Here is a 23,046-nt window from a genome sequence, read left to right on the forward strand (position 1 = left end):
GCCCCCACCTGAACCTTGTAATTCCCCCGCTCCGAGTCGTACTCCAACTCGATCAGCCCCTGTTTCTCCGCATCCTTCAACAACTCCGAGAAGCTGCGATAACCGTAATATCCTTAGCAATAACAATCCCCTCTCCCCCTTGGGGGAGAGGGCCAGGGAGAGGGGGTCCCTCTAGCCCCGCAAGCCCAACCTCAATCCGCCCCCACCTGAACCTTGTAATTCCCCCGCTCCGAGTCGTACTCCAACTCGATCAACCCCTGCTTCTCCGCATCCTTCAACAACTCCGAAAAGCTGCGATAACCGTAATACCCCTCGTTGAACCCTGGATACACCCGCTTGATCGTCTGCTTCACCAACGACCCCCAAACCGGATCGTAATCCGACTCCAGCGACTGCACGATCTCCAGAATCCGCTCCCGCGCCTCGTTGCGCTTGTCGCCGCTCTTGTCGGTCGATTTCGCCCGCTTGGTGCGCGCCGCCTTCTTCACCCGCGCCAAGTCGTCGTAATAGATGAACTCGTCGCAGTTCGCCACCAGCAGGTCCGAGGTCGAGGACTTCACCCCGCACCCGATCACCCGCTTGTCGTTCTCCTTGAGCTTGGACACCAGCGGCGAGAAATCCGAGTCCCCGGACACCAGCGCGAACATGTCGATATGCGCCTTGGCGTAGCACATGTCGATGGCGTCCACGACCATCCGGATATCCGCGCTGTTCTTGCCCGAGATCTTGGACTGCGGGATATCGATCATCTCGATGCCCATGGCATGGAAGGCATTCATGGTGTTCCGATAGCGGCCCCAGTCGCAGTAGGCCCGCTTGAACACGATCCGCCCCTTCTCCAACAGCCGCTTGAGCACCAGCGACATGTCGAAATCCCCGCCCGGCGCGTCCCGCGCACCCAGCGCCAGGTTCTCGTAATCGACGAAAACGGCAATCAACGGCTCGTCGGCCATGGGGACTCCTGGTTGTTCCCGTGAATCACGTACGGCCGGCAGACCGGCCACAGCCGCCGATTCTACGCGACCGCGACATATCGAGCCGCCGCACACCCCTCATGCCGTCATGCCGGACAGCGCCAAAGGCGCTGATCCGGCATCCAGTTGCCGTTAGAGGTGACGGCCGGGCGCGGCGTAATGAACGGGAAGGCGTTATAGCGCCAGGCGACATGTGTGCCTTGCTTTTAACTGCCTGATTTATCGGTTTGTTCAGATTGCCGCTCAAAATCGGTTGAGTGTTATACAGAATTCCTCGATATTCATATCGGAGACTTCCATCTAATCTCTGTTAGGAGCATAAGATGCTCATTCGTGCATACGGAAGCTTCTGGAACCCCGATATCGTAAACTGGGGTTCAGTGGGCGCGGGAAATCAGGGGCAGTTGCTGGGAAAGGTAAAAATCAGTAACCGCACCCATACAATTGACTTCTGGGATGCTGTAGGAATTTATGTGCTTCACGACCAGTTTAACGCGGTTTATGTAGGGAAAGCGGTTGGCACATTGCTTGGCCCTCGCATGCGCCATCACCTAACAGATCGCTTCGCCGGGCGCTGGGATATGTTCTCCTGGTTTAGCTTGTCCACAATTAATACCACCAATCCCGGCCTCAGGGCACCAGGAACGAGGCAAGTTAATCCGCAAACGCTTATAGACACGCTAGAAGCGCTATCTATTGGAGTTGTTGATCCCCCACTTAATCGACGAAGGGAGACAATTCCAAATGCTTGCGAGGCAGTTCAGACGGGAGGCAAGCCAAAAGCAATTCGGTCCTATCTGGAAGAAATTCTGGAGAAGTTAGATGAAGGCTCCTAACAAGTTGCTCAAGTACGTTCCGGCCCTCCGGGCCTCCACCGGACGCGGCTAAAGCCGCGCCGCTTAGCTCAGACGTTGGGCGAATTAGGAGTTGTGGTGGAGCTACTTGCTAACTTGGGAAGCACCTTCGTCAGCCGGTGCATGGATCTCCTATTAGGAAGAGATCGACTCAAATTATATGTGATGTGGGGTAGCCAGCCGAACGCAGACGAAATTGGGACTTTCCTTTGTCTCAACGTGAAGGTTGTAAATCCAGGTAACACATCGATCTTTTTTGAAAGGATTGAGGCCGTAGATCGCAATGGGGAAACATACTTTCCCTTGTACTGGGGTTTGAAAGCGGGTCACGAAATTCCTCCGAAGAATAATGTTGTGGGGCGGATTCCGTGCGGACATGTAGCCAAGCCGGAAATGAAGGAGTTGCGGGTCTACGACGCGACCGAGCGACGTTACCGCTTGCGCGGCCGTGGACTGAGAAAGGTCGTTCGCGGCCTGATCGAGGAAATTGACCGTCTTGAGGGGCTCGGATTTGAGGTTCATTCACGCAAGACGCGCGAGCGGCGTAAGTCGACATCGTAGCGTCTCGCCCAACAATCCGCTGCAGGCGACGCAGCAAAGTTGCGCGCCTGAGCGGAGCCGTTGGGCGCACATAAATGGTCGAGCAGCATTCCCTTCGCGTTTTACGGCGGAGCTCTGTGGATAGTATCCCCTGACAAAGGGTGCTTTCTAAGAGATTTCAACGTCGGCTAGAGTTCGATGACTAAGGTAATAAATAGAGGTGCTTTGTAAATTTCTAAAAGGAGAAACTTGGTTGGAAAACGTTTTCGCTTGGGTTATTGATAACAAAGAGTGGCTGTTCTCCGGTGTCGGTTTAGCGGTCGTTGCCTGGGTGGGGCGTCTTATCTTTAAGAAGACTTCCGCTTCATCTACGCAAACCATCCGCTCAGGTGATGGCTCAACCAATGTTCAGGCTGGTCGAGACGTTAATATCGGGACGAAGAAGAAAGGAAACGATGCGGAAAAATAGTAAACAGTCGATTTCCTCCGGAGATGATTCGATAAATGTGATCGCCGGTCGAGACGTCAATCTCTATCTTGAGGGGAATATTCCGATAGAGCTTGTCGATCAAAAAACAGACGAGGAAGTTGAGAAACTAAGGAAGTCACGATTCTTCCTTGAGTTCGACAGGACCAGATCGTCGTTGAGGCTTGGGAGATCCCTTGCCGAGGGCGGCCTTTCGGGTGGCTCGGGCGAAGTAAGGGGGCGGGCGTTGGCATGGTGCGCCAGATTATTATCTCCTTCAGAGGATCTTGAGCGGGCGGAAGAATTCCTGGAGCTCGCGAAAACCCTCGGAGATTTTCCAGAAGCCAAGATTGCGGAAGCATTTATCATTTCCCAGAAGGGAGATAAGGCAGCGGCGCTCAACGCCCTTGCCGATATCGACTCGGACGTTTCGCACTCAGCCGGTTTGATGATTGTTGCACATCATGACGGCGCCGAAGGCGCTCTTAGGTGGATGGATGATGCGGGCTATACGATCGCGGACCTGGATTCAGACGGCAAGAGTTTTCTCCTGAGCCATCAGCTTCAACTCGGGCGTTGGGACGAGGTTGCGCAGACGGTTGGTGCGCTTTCCGGGCCTGACTTTGAGGAAACCCCTATTCTTCACCATTTGGCAGGGTTAGCAACGCTAGTTCCTACCGTCCCGGGAGATTTTCGAGCTGTTGTGCTGACGCAGGTTCCCTTTGAAGCGGCAGATTTTCGACTCGCTTCGGATGCCGCTGCTATGGATGCACGGCGTGCGGCTCACGCGCACTTTCTCGATGCGGTTGAGGCCGCAAAGCAACTAGCATGTCCGCGCGCTGCGAGAACGGATGACGAGTACGCGCTTTGGCTCGAACTGCGCGACCCTGCGCAGAGCGCGCACGGCAAGAATAGGTTAGAAAACAAACTCCGCGATCCGAGCACCGCTCTCGGTTTCGTTCACTACGCTCTTCAGTTCGGCATCAAAGTGGACCTGGGTGCGGTTGAACGGGGTATCGAACGGAGTATCGCCATAAATGGCGGAATGACCATTGATGCCGCCATTGCTCGTTTTGCTCTTGCATTTATGCAGCGGACCCCCGAGGAGGCGGCCAACTATATCGCTCGCCACCACAATCAACTCGCTGCCCACATCGATGCCAAGCTGATGCGGTATCGTCAGATCGAGATGCTGTCACGCGCGGGTCTGATCGAAAGGGCGAACGAGGTACTCGGCCGGCTGCTAGAAGAGGGAATCCCTGCTGACCACGAGAGTAATCTTCGAAGGATTATTTCTGAGGCTCAAGGGAGTGATCCCATTGAATCTCATAAAGCACAATACGAAGCAACAAGAGCTCTTGGCGACCTGGTCAACCTTGTCGCCGAATTGGAAGACCATCAGCACTGGGAAGATCTGTGCGAATTCGGCAGGCTTCTCTTTGAAGAGACGCATTCGCTTAGCGATGCTGAGCGCCTCGTGAATGCCTTCAACAATACGCATAGATCAGAGGCACTGGTCTGTTTTTTGAAAGAAAATACCGACCTGCTATCACAATCCAACCACCTGCGTATGTCTTACGCTTGGGGCCTATACCACGAGGGTGCGTTTCTTGAATCCCGCGCTGCGCTGGCGGAACTCAGTGATGATGTGGGTAGCCCGAACTACCGCGCACTACAGGTGAATCTCGGGATTGCGACCGGTAACTGGGCCTCCCTTTCTGCCCACATCGCCGATGAATACCAGAACAGAGACGACAGAAGCGCACACGACCTGATTGGCGCTGCGCAATTGGCGCTTCATTTAGGTTCACCTCTTGCGAAGGATCTAGTGTTCGAGGCAGCGGCGAAGGCCGATGATGATTCTGCCGTCCTTGCCGCCGCATACTTCATCGCAACAAGTGCAGGTTGGGAAGACGATCCGCGGATTTTCCAATGGCTCGAAAAGGCCGCGGAACTGTCAGGAGACGATGGCCCGCTCCAAAGAATGAGCCTTAAGGACATTCTTGATCGAAAGCCCGAATGGGATCGCCGCGAGTCAGAAACATGGCGCTTGCTGGCGCAAGGCCAAATACCGATCTTTCTTGCGGCTCAGTCACTTAATCGGACTCTCATTGACCTTACGACCCTCCCGGCGGTAGCCAATCTGATGGAGACTGATCCGAGGCGGAGAAGCGCAATTCCCGCTTACAGCGGCAAGCGTGTGCCGTTGGAATTTGATGTCAGCGGAAAAGCGCTTGCTCTGGATGCAACCGCACTACTCACCTTGAGTTTCCTGAAGATACTCGATGTGGCGCTCGACGCCTTCGAAACTGTCTATATCCCGCATTCAACCCTTGGGTGGCTATTCGAGGAACGCCAGAAAGCTATGTTCCATCAGCCTAGCCGTATAGCGAATGCACGCAAAGTTCGAGATTTGCTGGCAATGGGTGTGCTGGAAGAGTTCACTCCTAGTACCGTCGCAAGCAGCGACCTATCCGCTCAGGTCGGCGACGAGCTAGCCGCATTGATCGCCGAGGCGGAGAAGGTACGGGACGGCGATGATACGCAGTATATCGTCGTCCGTTCTGCCCCGGTGCACCGACTGTCCAGTTTGATGGAGGAAGAAGCGGACCTTTCCGCACATACGGCCGTCTTGAGCAGCTGCCTAGCTGTGGTGGAGAAGCTGAGACAGAAGGGACAAGTCACCTCTGATGAGCAAAAGCGGGCGCGCGCCTATCTGCAGCTGCACGAGAAGCCGTGGCCAAACCAGCCTGACATTGCCGACGGTGCGACCCTGTATCTTGATGATCTCGCCATCTCGTATTTGCTGCATCTGGGGTTGCTTGGAAAACTCAAAGCAGCGGGCCTAACGGCTGTGGCGTCTCCAAGAGAAGTTTCTGAAGCGGACGCCCTCATTTCTTACGAGCGCATCTCCGGAGAAGTTAAGGATTTCATAGAACACATACGGGCCTCTCTGAATTCCCGGATCGAATCCGGACATGTCAAGGTGAGCAGCAGGCGCGATTTTGACGAGTTGGAAACGAAATCTATGCCGGAGCACCCCTCAGTCGGCATTCTTGCTCTGGCACCCCAATGCGACGTTTCGATTATTGATGACAGATTCCTCAATCAGCACGCGAACATCGATAGCGGCGGCGCGCAAGCGCCTGTCTTCTCCACCCTGGACTTGCTGGATGCTTTGGTAGCGGCCGGTGTTTTATCGGATGAAGATCGTCTTGAACATCGGACGCGGCTTCGCCGGGCTGGCTATTTCTTTATTCCTGTCAGTGTAGAAGAACTCGAACGGTGTTTGAGGGAATCAACTGTTGCCCAGGGGGAGGTGGTTGAAACGGCCGAGCTGAAGGCTGTCCGGGAATCCGTCCTCCGCGTCAGAATGAGCGACTGGCTGCGGCTCCCCGAGGAAGCGCCTTGGCTGGACGGAACGCTGAAAGCGTTTGTTCGTGTGCTCAGAAACCTGTGGGAGGACGGGGCCGATATCGAAGAGATCACTGCTCGCTCAAACTGGCTCGTCGAGCAGATCGACGTTCGAGGATGGGCGCACAGCCTTGTTCCGGAGAATGCTGACAATGTCGTTCGGATCGGGCGTGCGGCACATATCCTCTTGCTGCTGACGCCGCCCACTGGTGTCCAGCAAAGCGTTGTGGACGTTTACTGGAACTGGGTGGAAGAAAGGATTCTGGTTCCCATACAGGAACAGTTCCCCGAGGTGTACGAGTGGCTTGTCGATTGGCACCGCAGCCACGTTGCCGAGATGGCTGAAACCGAGCTTTCGGAGGGGGACAACTCGTGACCAACAGTCCTTACGAAAGAGCCGTAATAGCAGGTGCTGCGTTGGAGTTTGTTCCGCCTCTCATACGCAAGAGCTTGCTCAACGACCAGAGCTTCAGGGAAGAATACGGCTTTAAGGCTGAAGCGATGATTGCCTTCGGAACGAGCGGTGTCTCTGTTCAGCGTTCGGAACTTTTCGATGCCGTTCGTACCGTTCTCGCCGGGGAAGGCCCAGCCGAATTGACTGACGCTGAGGATCGGACGTGGAATCTCACGAATGATGCACGCGAGGGTGAACTTCCAAATCTTGTCCTTTCATCCGATCAACAACGGCTGGTGGTGCCTGACTTCTCTGTCCTTTCCGGAGATGCCTCGACACGCATTCGTTCTCTCGAAGTATCTGCTTCAGATGTAAACCTTCCGCTCAGTGCTCAGGAAGAATGGCGGAGCATCCTGGAAGAGCGTGCACTGGAAGACGACGAAGTCGATACTTTTCACAGTGACATATGCGATACGCCCGTTCATGTGGAACGGACTATACTAAACGAGATCACAGCAGGCGAAAGCTGTGTTTCGTCTCTAGTCCCGAATTCGCGGCGGTATTTCGAAAGGCTCGTTGGCGCTTATAACGGAAGCGGTTCGGTCCTGGATTATGCTGTCGACACAGGTCGCGAAGTCTTAGAGCAACTGACAGAGTGGCGGCCTTACGATGGCTTCCTCTTCAGCCTGTTACTTTCTTCTCACTCGGCGCTGACCGCCGAAATCAACGCCGATCATCTCGATCAGGAGGACTTGGAAAAAGCGTTCGACTTTCTGGAGAACCACGGCGACACGCTCTCTCGGTTGGGGGCGCTCGAAGTCGGGCTGCGCATTCTTCCAGATAGGCCGGAAGTGGAGCCTTACCTACCGCGGCTCGTCCATCTAATTCGAGACGATGACGTGGAAGGTGAGGCCAGTGAATTTAAGCTGTTCTCGGCTTTGTTCGTTCTGGTCGATGGGGAACTGGCCAGAACACGCCTTCTGGCCGAGGAGCCGCCCTTTTATCGGAGACTGGCCTCTCTGGCGCAGGCTGCGCTGATCCATCGCCGGCTTGTCCAATGCGGTATTGATTACCAACGGTTTTCCGATTGGGCGGTCAGCAATCGCGGCGAACACTACTACATGCAGACGCTTGCCGATATGCGGACCGAGCCGAGATGGAACCCCGACCTGGCGACCGCGCCTCAAATGCAGGCGGAGTTCTTCGGCCGCATCATGATTGCAGGCAACAATTGTCAGGCAAACCTTGGCGAGGGGGAGCTGCGCGACACTATCCTCGGTGACGGTGAGCAAAGCCTAATCAAACTATGTGAGTTTCCACGCCCGTACCTTCCGGGGCCGCTCGAAGGTGCTGAAGATAGCCCAAATGCCTTGCCTGACGACCTTGCTCGCATCATTGAGAAAGAACTCGATACAGAAGAAGTCGAAGCGTCTTCGTTTATAGCCCTTGTCAACTCCGCGATGATTTTCAGGATTACATCCGGTCATGCGGTGTTAGCAGCAAAGGCTCTCAGACTGGGCAATTACACGCTCGCCAATTTGGAGGAGAAATCTCAGCTTGTGGGCATTCTGAACGGTCTGGCCACAGTTGCAGCTGTATCCCGAAACTCTGCGCTGGCCGACGAACTACGTATTCTCGTACGTCGTTATCGGCGGGATCCTCAATATGGCCTCACCATCGAGGAAGCTATGATGATATGCCTTGTGGCATCCGCCGCGCGGGAAGAGCTCATGGAATGGCGAGGACTTGTGGGCGAATGGTTGACTGAACTTGCTTTCTGCGACTTGGAAGGAAATGAGGGCGAAGTTCTTCATTCACACATATTGGCATTGTTGCATTCAGTGCCTGAATTGTGGGCTTCATGTGCTAGGGCAGATGCGGCGCTGCAGGCATGGTGTTTCCGCTGATGCCATTGTCGAGAGGTTTTTAGTGGTTTGGCGCAGCCCAAGCAGATCTCTTGGCATGTACGCCCAACAAACCCATCAAGCCGACGCTCTCTCCGCTGCGCTTCGTTCACGCGGCTTATGGGTAACGTTAGGCACATAGGGCACCATTTTGGAACTTCTTAAAGATAACTGGCTTAAAGCTTCTATTGTTCTTTATGCTTTGGGCTTTGTTGTTCACAATACGTACTTGGCCCAGTTTGGAAGCTATGAGTTTGAGCTTGTCCAAGCCAAATACATTTTGGCTGGGTTTGGTGCCGTAGCCTTTAGCGCGATTTGTTTTGCGTTCATTTCTATCAGAGTAAACTTGTCGTATATCTTTGAGTCTCTCCAAGTAGATAATTTTCTTCCGTGGATTCTAAGAATAGTTTCGCTTCCTTACGTTATATATGCGGTTCTTTATAGAGAGTTTGAAATCCTATCTTATTGCAGCAGATGGATTGACTACGATTTCATATTTCGCTTTCGTAATCGCGAACTTTGTGGTGGCGTTCTCCATAATGGATTTAGTATTCATGTATAGCGAGGGAGCCTCTTGGAGCGCTAGATTTCTACGAAGCTTTTTAAGGGTTTCTTCGATTCCGATGGTTATAGTTACATTATTCATCGGCTGGAATAATCCCGATTTTTCTTCTGTTGTAAAAGCTTCGACATATTTTTTCTTTGGTCTTTTGGGGCTTGGGCTCAGGCAAGAGGATCAAAGGCACGGGATTAACCCTGATTACTTGCATCCTAACACCGAGGAAAAGCATCAAGATATATTCACTGTATTCTTTGGGATTATTGCTATATCGTTTGTCGCATGGACTATTGTCTCAAATTATGTAGATGCTATTTACCCTAAGATCCCTGTTGCATTAGGGGGCTCAGAGCTTGAGCCAGCAAATATATACTCGAATTCTTCGGTTATAGATTCTAAAATTATCCAAGAATCAGATGATTGGATTCTCTACATAAATATTGAGACTAATGAAGTTGAAAAATTGAAGTCAGGTGTCGTGCAAAAAATAATCTACGTGGGGGCTGTGGACGGGCCTAACCAATAGTTGCAGTTCGTTCCGGGCCGGATGGTTTTCCACCGACGTCCCAGACGGGCCGCAGCTGAACAAAAGCGTTATCCGTGCATATCAAAACTTCAGCCTGATCCCATCTACCCCGTCATCACGCTGGAAACGATCAAATCCAACAACCTCCCCGGTCCACTACACATATTTAATCCCGCTGCATCCAGCTCATGATGTAGGGCCAAACCATCCACGGTGGTGATGACCAGTTCCGCCAGCAGGTCGGTATCCGCGTCCCGGCGGAACACGCCGTCTTGTTGCCCGGCCTCGATGGTGGCCGCGATCGAGGTGCGTACCGACTTGAAGAAGTTGCCGATATCGGCCAGTCCGGCGCCGTAGCGGGTGGCGGCTTCGGCGAGGGTCACGATGGCGCCGTTGCCGTCCACTTCCAGGCCCGTGAGCAGGCGTTCCGCCTGGTGGCGTAGTCGTTGTGCCGGCGGTAGCCGCGTGATTTCCGGGTCGTCGAGGCCGAAGCGGGTGCTGTCGGTGAACTCCGCGATCAGGGTGTCGCGGATCGCTTCCTTGGAGGGGAAGTGGAAGTAGACGCCGCCCTTGGTCATCGCGGCGGCGTCGGCGATGTCCTGCACCGAGGTCTCGGCGTAGCCGCGTTTGCCGAAGCAGGTGCGGGCGGCGTCCAGGATCATGCGGCGGCGGACGGCTTCGGGGAGTTTTTTCCAGCCGCCGCGTTGGGGTGGTTTGGTGGGGATGTTTGTTGGCATGGGTTCTTTTTGGCCTGACGGGGCAAGTTCTAAAAGCCCCTCATCCTGGCCTTCTCCCCGCGGGGGAGAAGGGACTGAAAACCGTCGGTCTTGGCAGGGGCTTTACGGATATCCACGGATAGCGTTAAATACCGACTGGTCGGAATTATTATAGGGCGGACCGCGAGTGTGTTCCAGGCCCTTTCATTCGATACGACAGCTCCGTGATCGGGGCGGGAGACGGATCTCATGGGGGATATGACCGGGAAGACGGTGGTGATCACCGGCGGCACCAGTGGCCTGGGCGAGGCGATGGGTCATGCGCTGGCGGAGATGGGGGCGGATGTGCGGCTCGTCGGACGTGACGAGGCCAAGTGCCGCAAGACGGCCGAGGCCATCCGGGCGCGGACGGGCAACGGGAACGTCGGCTATTACGTCGCGGACCTGTCCGAGCTGGCGCAGGTGCGGGATGTCGCGCGGCGTCTGCGGGGCGATCTCGGCCGGCTGGATGTGCTGATCAACAATGCCGGCGCCTGGTTCACGAAGCGCCGGGTCAGCGCCGACGGCATCGAGCTGACCTGGGCGCTGAATCACCTCGCCTATTTCCTGCTCACCAACGAGTTGCTCGATCTGCTCAAGGACACGGCGGCGGCGCACGGCGAGGCCCGGATCATCAACCAGTCGTCCAGCGCGCACGAGAACGCCGACATCCACTGGGACGACATCGAGTTCGAGCATTCCTGGGACACCGCCGGCAAGGGCGCCCTGGGGCCGGGCTGGGCGGTCTACGCCCAGAGCAAGCTGGCGAACCTGTTGTTCACGTTCGCCCTGGCCCGCGATCTGGAGGGCACGGGCGTGACCGCCAACGCGGTGCACCCCGCCGTGGTGGTCACCGGCTTCAGCCAGAACAACGGCCTGCTGTACAAGCTGGCGGCGCCGATCCGCCGCCTCGGCAACAAGCGCACGCCCCGCGAGGGCGCCGAGCCGGCCATCCACCTGGCCAGCGCGCCCGAGGCGCGGGGTGTGACCGGCGCCTATCTGGGACCGCCCCGGCGCGAGGAGACGCCGAGCGCGATCGCGCACGACCGCAAGGTCCAGGAGCGGCTCTGGCGCTTGAGCGAGCGGATGGTCGGGGAGGCCGCCGCTGCCGCCTAGGTTGGAGGTCCCGGCAAGGCGAGAGCGAAGATCCGGTCAGGCCAAGTCCCGCAGGCGACGATGGGCCTTGGCGAAAGGCAGGCGCCTGCCAAGGGTTTCCATCCTCTCGTAGGCGGCGTGTGCCTGTTCGGGAGATACGATGTTCTCCCGTACCAGTTCTTCCATCAGCCACAAGGTGCCGCGTACGTCACAGCCCTCCTGCCTGGCCGCCCTCCTCAGGCGTTTGTCGCCCGTCAACAGCGGGCAATCTTCCTGCTCGGCAAGTGCGATGCACAAGCGGTCCATGGCGCTCGTGGCCTTGTGCGTCGCGGCCAGCCGCATGGACCGTTGCACGCCTTCGGGCGCCACTTCATGGAGAATGAGCCCGAGCTCGATCAGGTGGGCGTGCTGTTCTTTCAGTTCCCGGTCGTAGAGGGCATCGGGCGTGATGACGTCGTGCCGTAGTCGAAAGACCGCCTCGAGGAGGTCGCCGGCTTCCATGTCGATGAAGATGTTGGCGTCATGAACGATCAACATCGTCGCGCATCCGCTGCAGCGAAGGTCGGCTTACGGCCAGCAACTCCGCGGCCTTGGATTCGCCGATGATGTCCTCGGCGACGGCCCGGAAAACGGTTTGTGGGAAACGCCGGGGCTCTTCCTGTGGGCAGACTTTGCTTGGCTCGTCCTTGTCCCATCCGCGCTTTTTGAAGTAACCGAAAAGTTGGCCGGCCTTGCGCGGGCTGATGACGCCGCAATCCTTGGCGCGATACAGCCAGGCGTTCATGCTGAGGCCGTATTCGGCCTTGAGCAGGGCCAGCTCCCGGTGATCGATCCAAGTGCGGGTGGCTCCCAGGGCGGAAATGACACTGGGCTTGGGCGCGAGGAAGGCGCCCGCAAACCGGTCGCAGGCCTTCTCCTCGTCGAGTTCGGGCGATAGCTTGCCGTGTAGCAGCAGATGGCCGAGTTCGTGGCATGCCGTGAAGCGCTGCCGGTCGGATGGCCATTCGGTGCTGACGATTATGACGGGTACCTTTCCCGCCCACGCCGATAGCCCGCTGAAGGTGTTGGCACTTATCACGTGCGACTGCAGCACGATGATGCCGTGCTCTTCGAGGGTGTCGAACAGGTCGGGGATGGGGTTGAAGCCCAGGCGCCAGGTTTCCCGCGTTTTTTCCGCGACGTCTTCCACCTGATCCAGGCTTTCGATGGGTGCGGCAACGCGTGGTTTATTGAACGCCGGCAAGGTGCCGGGCACCAAGTCGTAGAGTTCCAGGTGCCGCTCCACCTTGTCGGTAACGTCCGCCAAGATTTGCCCGGATTTGGTTGGGGTGAAGCCTTTGTGGCTGCGGTAGCCCACCGCTTGTAATTCGACGGTCGGCGGTCGCAGTAGATAATCCACGGACACGCCCAATGCTTCCGACAGCTTCAGCAGCATTGTGGAATGGGGGGTGTTGGTGTCGCGCTCGAACTTGTCGATGGCGGTATGGCTTAACCCGACCTGCTCGGCGAGTTCCCGCAAGGACATATGGGCGGCTTTACGGGCTTGGCGTAGTCGCTCGCCGATCATGCCTACCCTCCTCCTGAAGGTTTACAATATTAGTTTGATCGGCAATATCGTAAACCTTGGGATTGCATGCTGTCATCAAATTGGCGCCAGCGGTCATAGCGACCGGTAGCCGCCCAGCGTCACCACGTCGGTGATGCGTTCCCCGTCGAAGCGGTAGAGGTAATGCCTATCCTGGCGCAACGGGCCGATGGCCGGCGGCCGGAACAGGGCCGCGCAGCGGCCGCCGGGGTAGCGCACGGAGGGATAGGTCAGGCCGTGGGCGTTGGCGTCGCGCAGGTCGCGTCCCCATTGCTGACTGGTTTTGTAGTCCGCCGGGTCGAGCACCGCGGCGGGCAGGCGGTCGTCCAGGCCGTCGTGCAGGTCCCGCTGCAGGCGGCCGGTGTACAGGCGCATCTCGATCCGGCACGGCGGCTCGTTCGTGAACCGCAGGAAGCGCTCGCGGTGGTAGGCGGTCTCGCGGATGGCGACGTCCTCGCCGTCGGCGCAGTAGAACACGCCGTAGCTGCCGTCCGAGAAACGCGATCCGGCGGGGCTCGGGTGGGTGAAGGCGGCCATGATCGGGGTGGTGCCGGGGCCGACAAGACGGTCGTCCGGGGCCACCAGGTGGATCTGGCCCAGCTCGTCGGCGAGGCGGTCGTTGGTGCGGGCCTCGATCTCGTAGAGCAGGTCCAGCTCGTCCGGGTCGACCAGGTCGTCGAACACGCCCGCGGGCGGGAAGCGGCTGGGCACGATGCGGTAGCCGCGCCCGAAGGCCGGCGGCCGGACCGGCAGTGCGGTGGCCCCGCTCACCAGCCGCGCCAGGCGTCCAGGTGGCGGCGGACGTTGCGGAGGTCGTCCATGCCGCCTTGGAGCATGATGTCCAGGGCCGGGCGGCCGTCGAAGCCCGGGGCGGTGTTGGGCCGCTTCACCCAGCCGTCGGCCTGGGCGGCGTTGGGGAACAGGATGTGCAGGGCCTTGTGGATGCCCAGCAGGTAGCTGACGCGGTCGAGCTGGTCGCGCGTGAGCGCGGTGCGTACCTGCCCGGCCTGCCGGAGCTGGCGCTTCCAGCGGCGCAGGGTCGCCAGCGGCACGCCGCCGAGCAGGGTCGCGAGCTGGGCGTCGGTCAACTCCCAGCGCTCGGCGATCTTGAACGCCGCCTTGAGGGCCACGCTGGAGGCGTGGCCCCGGCGCCGGGCGTCGGTGTCGGGTTGTCTAGCGGTTTCCATGGCGGCGGTCCGTCCGGAGGGCTCCTGCTATTCATATAGTATTTATCCAAAATATTACAATCAAATGATAGCATCTGTCCTTGGTTGGCGAGCGAGGGGTTTACGTGCAGCGACGACGGGATATCTTCACGTCCGGGGTGCTGGTGGTCGTGCCGATGCTGCCGGGCACGGTGCCGTTCGGGATGGTTGCCGGGCTCACGGCCGTGGATGCCGGTTTGTCGGCGGCCCAGGCGATGACCATGTCCCTGATCATCTTCGCGGGCGCCGCGCAGCTCGCGACGCTGCAGTTGATCGCCGAGAGTGCCGTATCGGCGGTGATCCTGCTCACGGCCTTGACCATCAATCTGCGCCTGGCCATGTACAGCGCGTCGCTGGCGCCGCATTGGCAGCACCTGGGGCGCGGCTGGCAGGCCTCGCTGGCCTTCCTGCTGGCGGACCCGAACTACGCGGTGACAATCCAGCGTTACCGCATGAACGATGCCGACTGGCGCGAACGGGGGCACTGGTACTTCCTGGGCAGCGGCATCACGCTGTGGCTGACTTGGCAGGCCGCGACCGCGGTCGGGGTGTTCATGGCGGCGCGCGTGCCGGGTAACTGGCATCTCGATTTCTCCATCCCGCTGGTGTTCATGGCGCTGCTGGTGCCGGTGTTGGCGAACCGCGCCCACGCCCTGGCCGCCCTGACCGGCGGCACGGTCGCCACCCTGGCGGCCGGCATGCCCTTCAACCTCGGCATCGTCACCGGGACCTTCGCCGGTATCGCCGTCGGGAGGTTCGCCGCGCGTCGGAGGACGGGAGGATGAGCGATACGGTCGTCTGGCTGAACATCCTCGGCATCGGGCTGGGCTCCTACCTGCTGCGGCTGTCCTTCATCGCCCTGTGGCAGCGGCTGCGCATCCCGGCGCTGGTCGACGAGGGCCTGACCTACGTGCCGGCGGCGGTGCTCGCGGCGCTGGTGGTGCCCGCCCTGGTGCGGCCGGAGGGGGTGATAGACCTGTCCCCGGACAACCTGCGCCTGGTCGCCGGCCTGTTGGCGGCGGCGGTGGCCTGGTTCTCGCGCAGCGTGCTGTTCACGCTGGTCGCGGGTATGGGGGCGCTCTGGCTGCTGACGTGGCTGGATTGGGGGACAATGCCGTAACGAGTGATGTGGGCGAGTTGTTGCAGGTAAGACAACAACTGAAAGCAACAGCCGGGAGGGAATGCCACCCATGATCGAATTCTGGTTCGATTTCGCCAGCACCTATTCCTACCCGGCGGCGATGCGGCTGGAGGCGGCGGCCCGCGAGCACGGGCGGGCGGTGGCCTGGCGGCCGTTCCTGCTCGGCCCGATCTTCCAGGCACAGGGCTGGAACGATTCGCCGTTCAATCTCTACCCGGCGAAGGGGCGGTACATGTGGCGGGACATGGAACGGCTGTGCGCGGCCCGGGGGCTGCCGTTCCGGCGGCCGTCCGTGTTCCCGCGCAACGGCCTGCTGCCCGCGCGGGTGATCTGCGCCGCGGACGGGGCGGACTGGGTCCCGGACTTCGTGCGCCGGATTTACACCGCCAACTTCGCCGAGGACCGGGACATCGCGGATGCCGGGGTGGTATGCGATTGCCTGACCGGCCTGACGGACGACCCGGAGACGGCGGTCGCGACCGCCGGCGAGCCGGACGTGAAGGCCCGCCTGCGGGCCCAGACCGAGCGGGCCGTGGCGCTCGGAATATTCGGGGCGCCGAGTTTCACGGTCGGCGGGGAGTTGTTCTGGGGCAACGAGCGCCTGGAAACCGCGTTGGCATGGCCGCCCGAAGACGAGGAGAACGCGCATGGATAAGGCACGAGCAGAGGCGTTCGCGCATGAGTGGATCGCGGCCTGGAACGCCCACGACCTGGATCGCATCCTGTCGCACTACGAGGACGACTTCGAGATGTCCTCGCCGGCGATCGCGCGCCTCACCGGCGAGGCCTCGGGCACGCTGCGGGGCAAGGCGGCGGTCGGCGCGTACTGGGGTGGCGCCCTGAAGAAATACCCCGACCTGCGCTTCGAACTGCGGCACGTGCTGCGCGGCACGGACAGCGTCACGCTGATCTACGACGGCGTGCTGGGGCTCTCGGCGGAGGTCTTCCACTTCGCGCCGTCCGGCAAGGTGGCACGGGCGTTCGCGCATTACGATCTTTAGCGGGTTCAACGAAGGGAGGCAGTGATGACGGACGACAAGCGGCCGCTCGCGATCGTCGCGGCGGAGGCCGCGCCGCGGACCCGGCCCTCCAACTATCCCGAGCCCTTCGCCTCGCGCATGGCCGGCCGCGAGAAGCGGACGCTGGGCGAGCTCTTCGGGCTGGAGAACTTCGGCGTGAATCTCACGCGGCTGGCGCCGGGGGCGGTTTCGGCCCTGCGCCACGCCCACTCCCGGCAGGACGAGTTCGTCTATGTCGTTGCGGGCCGCCCGACGCTCTACACCGACGAGGGCGCGACCGAACTGTCCCCGGGCATGTGCGCCGGCTTCGCCGCGGGTACCGGCATCGGCCACCACTTGGTCAACGAGACCGACGAGGATGCGGTCTACCTGGAGATCGGCGACCGCACGCCGGGCGACGAGGTCCACTACCCGGTCGACGATCTCAAGGCGACGCGGGTGGACGGTGCCTGGCGGTTCACGCACAAGGACGGGACGCCGTATTGATTTGATACGACTAACGCGACGTCGGCAGGGAACGCTGAATGAAGGTCAAGGAACTTATAAAGCTGATCGAGGCGGATGGTTGGGTGCAGGTGAGGCAGCGTGGCAGTCACCGGCAATTCAAGCATTCCGAGAAGCCCGGGACGGTCACGGTATCCGGCAAGCCGAACGTTGATATGCCTCCCGGTACGTTGAACAATGCGCTTAAGCAGGCTGGCCTCAAGGATTAGGAGATTTCGATGAAATACACCGTGATCCTCGAAGAGGGGCCCACGAGTTGGGGCGCCTATGTGCCGGATCTACCGGGGTGCGTCGTGGCCGGCCAGAGTCGCGAGGAGGTGTTGACGCTCGTGCGCGAGGCCATCGAGTTTCATCTGGAAGGCTTGCGGGACCAAGGCGTCTCGATCCCGGAGCCGCATTCCCATAGCGAAGTCGTCGAGGTCGACGCCGCTTAGGCGCCGGCATCGATAACTGCATGGGTTACCTCTATCTCGCCATCGCGATCGTCGCCGAGGTCATCGGTACCACCGCGCTCAAGGCCACCGATGGGTTCACCCGGCCGCTGCCGAGCCTGGTCGTGGTCGCGAGCTACGCGGCGGCTTTCTATTTCCTGGCGCTGGTGCTGCGGGTGATGCCGGTCGGGGTCGCCTACGCGATCTGGGCCGGGGTCGGCACCGTCCTGATCGCGGTCGCCGGCATCGTGGTGTTCCGGCAGATGCCGGACTGGCCGGCGATCGTCGGTATGGCGCTGATCGTGGCCGGCGTGATCACGATCAACGTCTTCTCGGGAACGGTGCGTCACTGAGCTTGAAGTAATGACGATTGCGCTGATGCAAGTATCATTTTAGTATCACTGCATGCGTACTGAACTGGTAACCACCCTCAAGCGCAAGGCTACGGAGCTGCTGTCCGAGCTCGCTAAGACGCGGGAACCAATATTGATTACCCAGCATGGTTTGCCGTCGGCTTATTTGGTCGATGTGGAGACCTACGAGCGCCTCCAGGAAAGGATGCAATTGCTTGAAGGTATTGCACGGGGTGAACGTGCCGTGGAAGAAGGACGGACCCTCTCCCATGAAGAAGCGAAATCCAGAATGTCCCGATGGCTGGGGTAGTCTGGACGGAACCAGCTCTCGCCGATCTAGATGCCATAGCCGACTACATCGCACTCGATAATCCACCGGCCGCGCAACGGCTCGTTCAGCGGATTTTCGATCACATAGGGCTGCTGGCAGCGCATCCTCGGAGCGGCGTCCGACTGCCTGAACTCAAAGGCTGGGGATATCGCCAGATCGTCGAGCCTCCCTGTCGAATCTTCTATCGTTATGAAAACGATCGTGTCTTCGTGCTGCACGTCATGCGCGCTGAGAGTCAGTTGCGGACCGAAAATCTGGCGCGCGGCGACTGATGCCTGACCAGCCTTGAGTATTTATCCCGCCAACAGCCGCCGATAGCTGGCGTAGCGCGGCTGGTCGATCGCCAGGTTGCCGGCGGTGGTGCCCCACAGGTGATCGACCAGGGCCGGGGTGTTGTCCGGGGTGATGCCGGCGTTGGCGATGGCGGCGCAGAGCTGGGCGTTGAGTTCGTCGCGGCTGCCGTCGCGCTCCAGCAGCTTGCGCAGGCGGTCGGTCTCGTCGGCCTGCAATTCGGGGCCGATCGCCAGTTCGCGCTCGACGATGTCCAGGACGTTGGCGGCGACCTTGGCGTGGAAGCCCCGGCGGCCGGAGAGCTCGGGGCCCGCCTCTTCCCGCAGCCATTCGGCGACCGCGGCGGTCAGTTCGCGGCGGTTGGGGCGCGGCCCGGGCAGCTTGGTGGGTGCCGGCGGCGACGGCAGGCGCTCGCGTGGGTGCAGGAGCTGCAGCAGGTCGATCTCGGTCTCGGAGACGCGGCGCCCCACCGCGGCTAGTTCCATCGAGCGCTGGCGGCCGCTGAGGTGGGTGAAGGCCTGGATCAGGCAGATCACGCCCCAGCGCAGCACCCCGAAGACTTCCCAGTAGTGCACGCGGTCGGGATCGACCTCGGTGCCGGCGACCTCGGCGTAGCCGGCGAACAGGTCCTCGCGGTCGCCGAAACCGCCCACCGGCCGGTCGATCTCGCCGAAGCGCCAGGAGGGCACGCACAGCCAGCCCAGGTCCTCCATGGGATCGCCGGCGTGGGCCAGTTCCCAGTCGAGCACGGCGCGCACCCCGTCCGGGCCGACCATCAGGTTGCCGTTGCGGAAGTCGCCGTGGACCAGGGTGGGCCGTTCGCACGCCGGGGCGCGGTCGCCGAGCCAGCGGAAAGCCAGCTCCAGGACCGGCCGACGCTCGCCGAAACCGTCGTAGAGCGAGCGCAACTGTTTGAGCTGCGGGCCGGCGTCCAGCCGCGGCAGCTCGGGCAGCGACCGTTCCGGCGTGGCGTGCAGCCGGGCGAGGATGCGCCCGCATTCGCGCGCCAGCCGTGGCCGGACTTCGTCGAAGGCCGGATCGCGCAGGATCTTCTTGGGCAGAGTCTCGCCCGCGACCGCCCGCATCACATAGCCTGGGCCCAGGCCGTCCTCCTCCGCCAGGGTCCAGCGCAGCGCCGGCACCGGCACGCCGGCGTCGCCGGCCGCCCGCAGCAGGGCCGCTTCGGTGGGCAGGTCCACGAAGGCAGCGGCCGCGCGCGCCTGGCCGCCGGGGGCGCGGCGCAGGACCAGGTCCTCCTCGCCGCCGGGGCCGGCGAGGGTGAAGCGCCAGGATTCCTGGCTGGCGCCGCCGGACAGGCGCCGCAGGTTCTCGACGCGCGGCTCGCCGCCCAGGGCGCGGGCGGCGGACGCGGTCAGGGATTCGGCCAAGTCGGTTTGCGGCACGGTGTGCTCCTCGTCTCGGTCCCCCTCGACCCGCTTGTGGGGGAAAGGGTCGGGGCAAGGACCATCAGGGGCCGCGCCCCCTCACCCAGCCCTCTCCCCCGGCTCGGGGGAGAGGGTTGGAAGGCAAAGGGCGTGGTGGCGCTAGCGGCCCTGGAATTTGGCCTCGCGGCGTTCAATGAACGACTGCACGCCCTCCTTCGCGTCCTCGCTCTGCATGATGGGCATGAGCTCGGGGAACAGCCGGTCGATGGCGGCGCGCTCGCCCTCGACCACTGAGAGACGGGCGTTGCGTAGGGTCGCGTACACGCCCAGCGGTGCCTGCCTGGCGATGCGCTCGGCGATCTCGAAGGCCTTGTCGAACTGCTCGCCGGCCGGGGTGACCTCCTGCACGAAGCCCATGCGGTAGGCCTCCTCGGCGCCGAACTCGTCGGCGGTGAGCAGGTAGCGCATGGCGTTGCCCCAACCGATGTTCTGGACGAAGCGGATGGTGGCGCCGCCCACCGGGTAGATGCCGCGCTTGACCTCGATCTGGCCGAAGCGGCAGTCATCCGCGGCCACGCGCACGTCCGCCGCAAGCATCAGCTCCAGGGCCACGGTGAAGCAGATGCCCTGGGCCGCCGCCACCACCGGCTTGCCGACGCGGTTGTCCGGGTCCAGGCCGAACGGGTCGATGGCGTCCTCGCCGATCTCCGGGAAACCGCCGGCGCCGAAGTGCGGCGCCCACTTGTCCAGCTCCAGGCCGGCGGTGAGATGCTTGCCCTCCCCGTAGAGCAGGCCGCATCGCAGCTCGTCGTCGTTGTGCAGGCGGCCGTAGGCCTCGGCCAGGGCCAGGTAGGTGTCCACGTCCATGGCGTTGTACTTCTCGGGGCGGTTGAAGCCCATGCACAGGACGTGGCCGCGCTTCTCGACCTTCAGCTTTTCGGTCATGCCGATCTCCCGGTTGTTCGGATTGCGGTTGGCACAGGCCGGTGAAGATACCAGCGTTGGCCGGCGGAACGCACCGGCGCTTGCCCCGATTCGACCGGCCCGGTCCAGGCGTTACACTCGGAGGGCATGAAAGCTATCGTCCCGACATTGCTGGCGCTGGGACTGCTGGCGGCGACCCCGGCCGCGTCCGCGGACGCCGACGCGGTCACGGGTGTGTGGCTGACCGCCGCCGGGGACGGCTATGTCCAGGTCTTCGAGGAGGCCGGACGTTACCACGGCAAGACCGTGGGCGCGCCGCCCGGCGAGGGCAACCCGGACGCCACGGACGAGCACAATCCGGACCCCGCCAAGCGCGACCGCAACCTGCTCGGCATCCGACTCCTGAAGGGTTTCGAGTACGACGGTGACGGGGTCTGGAAGGGCGGCCGCGCCTACGACCCCAACAACGGCAAGACCTACGACGCCAAGATGTGGCTGGGAGATTCCGACACCTTGAAGCTGCGCGGCTACATCGGGGTGTCGCTGTTCGGCCGTACCGAGACCTGGACCCGCGTCGGCCGCGACGCGGAAGGCATCGACGAAAGCGAGCTGGTGGACGGCGCCGGCCGCTGACGACCCGCGACGAGGGAACCATGAGCGAAACCAAGCGCCTGCTGGTGGTGGCCCACGCCCCGTCGCCGAACACGCGGCGGCTGGCGGAGGCGGTGCTGTCCGGTGCCGCGCACCCGGATATCGAGCACGTCGAGACGGTCTGGAAGCCGCCCCTGGAGGCCGGCCCCGACGACGTGCTCGCGGCCGACGCGGTGGTGCTGGGCACCACCGAGAACCTCGGCTACATGAGCGGCGCCCTCAAGGATTTCTTCGACCGCACGTACTACTCGGTGCTGGAGGAGACCCAGGGCCTGCCCTACGCCCTCTATATCCGCGCCGGGCACGACGGCACCGGCACCCGCCGCGGGGTCGAGACCATCGTCACCGGCCTGCGCTGGAAGGCGGTGCAGGACCCGCTGATCTGCCGCGGCGAGTTCCAGGAGGCATTCGTGTCCCAGTGCGAGGAGCTGGGCATGTACATGGCGGCGGGGCTGGATTCGGCGGTTTTCTGAGACGAGGGGAAATCCCCGGGCTGAAAATCCCCCTCAGTCCCCCTTTGGGAAAGGGGGAAGGAAGGTACAGGCCGCCCTGACGATGGCGCCGAACCGCGGAGCGGCAGGGGGTTCGCGGCAGTAGTCCGCCCGGCAAGGCTCAGGCGGTCGCCAGCCCTTTCACCTTCGCCTGCAGGTTCTCCATCGCCTCGGTGTACTCGCGCGCCAGGCGGTCGGCGACGTCGGCCGCGCCCTCGACGCGGTCGATCAGGCCCACGCCCTGGCCGGCGCTCCAGATGTCCTTCCAGGCCTTGGGGCCGTCGCCGTCGTCGGCCTTGCCGAAGTCCATGCTGCCGGGGCCGGCCTTCTGGACCTCTTCCGGGTCGAGGCCGGCGGCCTCGATGGACGAGCGCAGGTAGTTGCCGTGCACGCCGGTGAAATAGTCGGTGTAGACGATGTCCTTGGCCTTGGCCTCGACCAGCGCCTGGCGGTAGCCCTCGGGGGTGTTGGCCTCGCGGGTGGCCAGCCAGGGCGTGCCCACGTAGGCCAGGTCGGCGCCCATGGCCTGGGCCGCCAGGATCGCCGAGCCGCTGCCGATGGCGCCGGCCAGCACCACCGGGCCGTCGAAGATGCGGCGCACCTCGCCCAGCAGCGCGAACGGCGACAGCGTGCCGGCGTGGCCGCCGGCGCCGGCGCAGACCAGGATCAGACCGTCGACACCCGCCTCTAGGGCCTTCTGGGCGTGGCGGATGTTGATCACGTCATGGAACACCAGCCCGCCGTAGCCGTGGATCTCGTCGATGATCTCGTTGGGGGCGCGCAGGCTGGAGATGATGATGGGTACCTTGCGGTCGATGCAGACCCGCATGTCGTGCTCCAGCCGGGTGTTCGACTTGTGCACGATCTGGTTCACCGCGAAGGGCGCCGCCGGGTACGGCGGATCGCCGGCGTCGTGCGCGGCCAGGGTCTCGGTGATCTCGTCCAGCCAGTCCGCCAGTTTCTCCTGCGGGCGCGCGTTCAGCGCCGGGAACGACCCCACCAGGCCGGCCTTGCATTGCGCGGTCACCAGCGCGGGATTGCTGGCGATGAACATCGGCGAGCCGATCACCGGCAGGCGCAGGCTCTGGAGCGGGGTGGGCAGGGTCATCGTCGTCTCCTGGAAAAGGACCGCGAAATGCGCTGCATACGCGAAAAGCGAAGCGGGGATGATAAGGCAGACGGTCGAACGGGGCATCCCCTCTCCCCGGCGCGGGGAGAGGGTCGGGGGGAGGGGCGATGCTCGGCGTCACCCCC

Annotated in this window: 28 protein-coding genes; 19 read left to right on the top strand and 9 right to left on the bottom strand. The window is 61.6% G+C overall.

Annotation, left to right across the window (positions count from 1 at the left end; genetic code table 11):
• Positions 1 to 191: 191 nt before the first annotated feature.
• Positions 192 to 953, bottom strand: coding sequence for an NYN domain-containing protein (locus PC39_RS15110; protein WP_353254244.1), 762 nt, complete (start codon positions 951 to 953; stop codon positions 192 to 194).
• Between the two features lie 344 nt (positions 954 to 1,297).
• Here PC39_RS15110 and PC39_RS15115 point away from each other — a divergent pair, with 344 nt between their 5' ends.
• The 6 genes from PC39_RS15115 to PC39_RS15140 all read left to right on the top strand — a co-directional run bounded on the left by PC39_RS15115 (position 1,298) and on the right by PC39_RS15140 (position 9,631).
• On the top strand, positions 1,298 to 1,810 hold the full coding sequence (locus tag PC39_RS15115; protein WP_353254245.1) for a hypothetical protein: 513 nt from the start codon (positions 1,298 to 1,300) through the stop codon (positions 1,808 to 1,810).
• A gap of 96 nt (positions 1,811 to 1,906) precedes the next feature.
• Positions 1,907 to 2,389 (top strand): hypothetical protein, encoded by a 483-nt coding sequence (locus tag PC39_RS15120; protein ID WP_353254246.1) that lies wholly within the window; start codon positions 1,907 to 1,909, stop codon positions 2,387 to 2,389.
• Between the two features lie 232 nt (positions 2,390 to 2,621).
• Positions 2,622 to 2,837: a hypothetical protein gene (locus PC39_RS15125; protein WP_353254247.1), complete on the top strand. Its 216-nt coding sequence runs from the start codon at positions 2,622 to 2,624 to the stop codon at positions 2,835 to 2,837.
• Positions 2,824 to 6,624 carry an HTH domain-containing protein gene (locus tag PC39_RS15130; RefSeq protein WP_353254248.1) on the top strand — a complete coding sequence of 1,267 codons (3,801 nt, stop codon included), beginning with the start codon at positions 2,824 to 2,826 and terminating at the stop codon, positions 6,622 to 6,624. Before PC39_RS15125 ends, PC39_RS15130 begins: the two co-directional genes overlap by 14 nt.
• Positions 6,621 to 8,549 (top strand): hypothetical protein, encoded by a 1,929-nt coding sequence (locus PC39_RS15135; protein ID WP_353254249.1) that lies wholly within the window; start codon positions 6,621 to 6,623, stop codon positions 8,547 to 8,549. Before PC39_RS15130 ends, PC39_RS15135 begins: the two co-directional genes overlap by 4 nt.
• Positions 8,550 to 9,100: 551 nt before the next feature.
• Complete coding sequence (locus PC39_RS15140) at positions 9,101 to 9,631, top strand: hypothetical protein (protein ID WP_353254250.1); 531 nt, start codon at positions 9,101 to 9,103, stop codon at positions 9,629 to 9,631.
• A gap of 104 nt (positions 9,632 to 9,735) precedes the next feature.
• Here PC39_RS15140 and PC39_RS15145 read toward each other — a convergent pair whose 3' ends face one another.
• Positions 9,736 to 10,368 carry a TetR/AcrR family transcriptional regulator gene (locus PC39_RS15145; protein WP_353254251.1) on the bottom strand — a complete coding sequence of 211 codons (633 nt, stop codon included), beginning with the start codon at positions 10,366 to 10,368 and terminating at the stop codon, positions 9,736 to 9,738.
• Between the two features lie 237 nt (positions 10,369 to 10,605).
• Between PC39_RS15145 and PC39_RS15150 the strand changes: the two genes are divergently transcribed.
• Positions 10,606 to 11,502, top strand: a complete 897-nt coding sequence (locus PC39_RS15150) for an SDR family NAD(P)-dependent oxidoreductase (protein WP_353254252.1) — start codon at positions 10,606 to 10,608, stop codon at positions 11,500 to 11,502.
• A gap of 36 nt (positions 11,503 to 11,538) precedes the next feature.
• Here the strand turns inward: PC39_RS15150 and PC39_RS15155 are convergent, their stop codons facing one another.
• The 4 genes from PC39_RS15155 to PC39_RS15170 all read right to left on the bottom strand — a co-directional run bounded on the left by PC39_RS15155 (position 11,539) and on the right by PC39_RS15170 (position 14,253).
• A complete protein-coding gene (locus PC39_RS15155) occupies positions 11,539 to 12,018 on the bottom strand; it encodes a PIN domain-containing protein (protein WP_353254253.1) in 480 nt (159 codons plus the stop codon).
• Complete coding sequence (locus PC39_RS15160; RefSeq protein ID WP_353254254.1) at positions 12,002 to 13,048, bottom strand: helix-turn-helix domain-containing protein; 1,047 nt, start codon at positions 13,046 to 13,048, stop codon at positions 12,002 to 12,004. Before PC39_RS15160 ends, PC39_RS15155 begins: the two co-directional genes overlap by 17 nt.
• Before the next feature lie 93 nt (positions 13,049 to 13,141).
• Positions 13,142 to 13,837, bottom strand: a complete 696-nt coding sequence (locus PC39_RS15165; protein WP_353254255.1) for an RES family NAD+ phosphorylase — start codon at positions 13,835 to 13,837, stop codon at positions 13,142 to 13,144.
• Positions 13,834 to 14,253, bottom strand: a complete 420-nt coding sequence (locus PC39_RS15170) for an MbcA/ParS/Xre antitoxin family protein (protein WP_353254256.1) — start codon at positions 14,251 to 14,253, stop codon at positions 13,834 to 13,836. The genes PC39_RS15165 and PC39_RS15170 overlap by 4 nt, the downstream gene beginning before the upstream one ends.
• Positions 14,254 to 14,357: 104 nt before the next feature.
• Between PC39_RS15170 and PC39_RS15175 the strand changes: the two genes are divergently transcribed.
• From PC39_RS15175 to PC39_RS15220, 10 genes are all read left to right on the top strand, one after another.
• Positions 14,358 to 15,056 (top strand): AzlC family ABC transporter permease, encoded by a 699-nt coding sequence (locus PC39_RS15175; protein ID WP_353254257.1) that lies wholly within the window; start codon positions 14,358 to 14,360, stop codon positions 15,054 to 15,056.
• Positions 15,053 to 15,391 (top strand): AzlD domain-containing protein, encoded by a 339-nt coding sequence (locus PC39_RS15180; RefSeq protein WP_353254258.1) that lies wholly within the window; start codon positions 15,053 to 15,055, stop codon positions 15,389 to 15,391. Before PC39_RS15175 ends, PC39_RS15180 begins: the two co-directional genes overlap by 4 nt.
• A 61-nt stretch (positions 15,392 to 15,452) precedes the next feature.
• On the top strand, positions 15,453 to 16,067 hold the full coding sequence (locus PC39_RS15185) for a 2-hydroxychromene-2-carboxylate isomerase (protein ID WP_353254259.1): 615 nt from the start codon (positions 15,453 to 15,455) through the stop codon (positions 16,065 to 16,067).
• Entirely contained in the window at positions 16,060 to 16,413 is a 354-nt protein-coding gene (locus PC39_RS15190; protein ID WP_353254260.1) for a nuclear transport factor 2 family protein, read from the top strand. Before PC39_RS15185 ends, PC39_RS15190 begins: the two co-directional genes overlap by 8 nt.
• A 24-nt stretch (positions 16,414 to 16,437) precedes the next feature.
• Positions 16,438 to 16,917, top strand: coding sequence for a cupin domain-containing protein (locus tag PC39_RS15195; protein ID WP_353254261.1), 480 nt, complete (start codon positions 16,438 to 16,440; stop codon positions 16,915 to 16,917).
• Between the two features lie 38 nt (positions 16,918 to 16,955).
• Complete coding sequence (locus PC39_RS15200; RefSeq protein WP_353254262.1) at positions 16,956 to 17,144, top strand: type II toxin-antitoxin system HicA family toxin; 189 nt, start codon at positions 16,956 to 16,958, stop codon at positions 17,142 to 17,144.
• Positions 17,145 to 17,153: 9 nt separating this feature from the next.
• Positions 17,154 to 17,369: a type II toxin-antitoxin system HicB family antitoxin gene (locus PC39_RS15205; RefSeq protein ID WP_353254263.1), complete on the top strand. Its 216-nt coding sequence runs from the start codon at positions 17,154 to 17,156 to the stop codon at positions 17,367 to 17,369.
• 20 nt (positions 17,370 to 17,389) lie between these two features.
• Positions 17,390 to 17,719 (top strand): DMT family transporter, encoded by a 330-nt coding sequence (locus tag PC39_RS15210; protein ID WP_353254264.1) that lies wholly within the window; start codon positions 17,390 to 17,392, stop codon positions 17,717 to 17,719.
• Between the two features lie 52 nt (positions 17,720 to 17,771).
• Complete coding sequence (locus PC39_RS15215; RefSeq protein WP_353254265.1) at positions 17,772 to 18,029, top strand: type II toxin-antitoxin system Phd/YefM family antitoxin; 258 nt, start codon at positions 17,772 to 17,774, stop codon at positions 18,027 to 18,029.
• Positions 18,017 to 18,322: a type II toxin-antitoxin system RelE/ParE family toxin gene (locus PC39_RS15220; protein WP_353254266.1), complete on the top strand. Its 306-nt coding sequence runs from the start codon at positions 18,017 to 18,019 to the stop codon at positions 18,320 to 18,322. Before PC39_RS15215 ends, PC39_RS15220 begins: the two co-directional genes overlap by 13 nt.
• Before the next feature lie 21 nt (positions 18,323 to 18,343).
• On the opposite strand, the gene PC39_RS15225 is transcribed toward PC39_RS15220, so the two are convergent.
• Both PC39_RS15225 and PC39_RS15230 read right to left on the bottom strand, forming a co-directional pair.
• The gene (locus PC39_RS15225) at positions 18,344 to 19,744 is read right to left on the bottom strand and encodes a phosphotransferase family protein (RefSeq protein WP_353254267.1); all 1,401 of its coding nucleotides are present in this window, start codon (positions 19,742 to 19,744) and stop codon (positions 18,344 to 18,346) included.
• 141 nt (positions 19,745 to 19,885) lie between these two features.
• Entirely contained in the window at positions 19,886 to 20,671 is a 786-nt protein-coding gene (locus PC39_RS15230; protein ID WP_353254268.1) for a crotonase/enoyl-CoA hydratase family protein, read from the bottom strand.
• A 126-nt stretch (positions 20,672 to 20,797) separates the two neighbouring features.
• Here PC39_RS15230 and PC39_RS15235 point away from each other — a divergent pair, with 126 nt between their 5' ends.
• Together PC39_RS15235 and PC39_RS15240 are read left to right on the top strand one after the other, a co-directional pair.
• Entirely contained in the window at positions 20,798 to 21,283 is a 486-nt protein-coding gene (locus PC39_RS15235) for a DUF2147 domain-containing protein (RefSeq protein WP_353254269.1), read from the top strand.
• Between the two features lie 20 nt (positions 21,284 to 21,303).
• Positions 21,304 to 21,774: a flavodoxin family protein gene (locus tag PC39_RS15240; RefSeq protein ID WP_353254270.1), complete on the top strand. Its 471-nt coding sequence runs from the start codon at positions 21,304 to 21,306 to the stop codon at positions 21,772 to 21,774.
• Positions 21,775 to 21,913: 139 nt separating this feature from the next.
• Here PC39_RS15240 and PC39_RS15245 read toward each other — a convergent pair whose 3' ends face one another.
• Positions 21,914 to 22,900: an NAD(P)H-dependent flavin oxidoreductase gene (locus PC39_RS15245; protein WP_353254271.1), complete on the bottom strand. Its 987-nt coding sequence runs from the start codon at positions 22,898 to 22,900 to the stop codon at positions 21,914 to 21,916.
• Between the last annotated feature and the right edge of the window lie 146 nt (positions 22,901 to 23,046).

It is taken from the genome of Salinisphaera sp. PC39, assembly GCF_040361335.1.
In the GTDB taxonomy this organism is placed as follows: Bacteria; Pseudomonadota; Gammaproteobacteria; order Nevskiales; family Salinisphaeraceae; genus APNM01.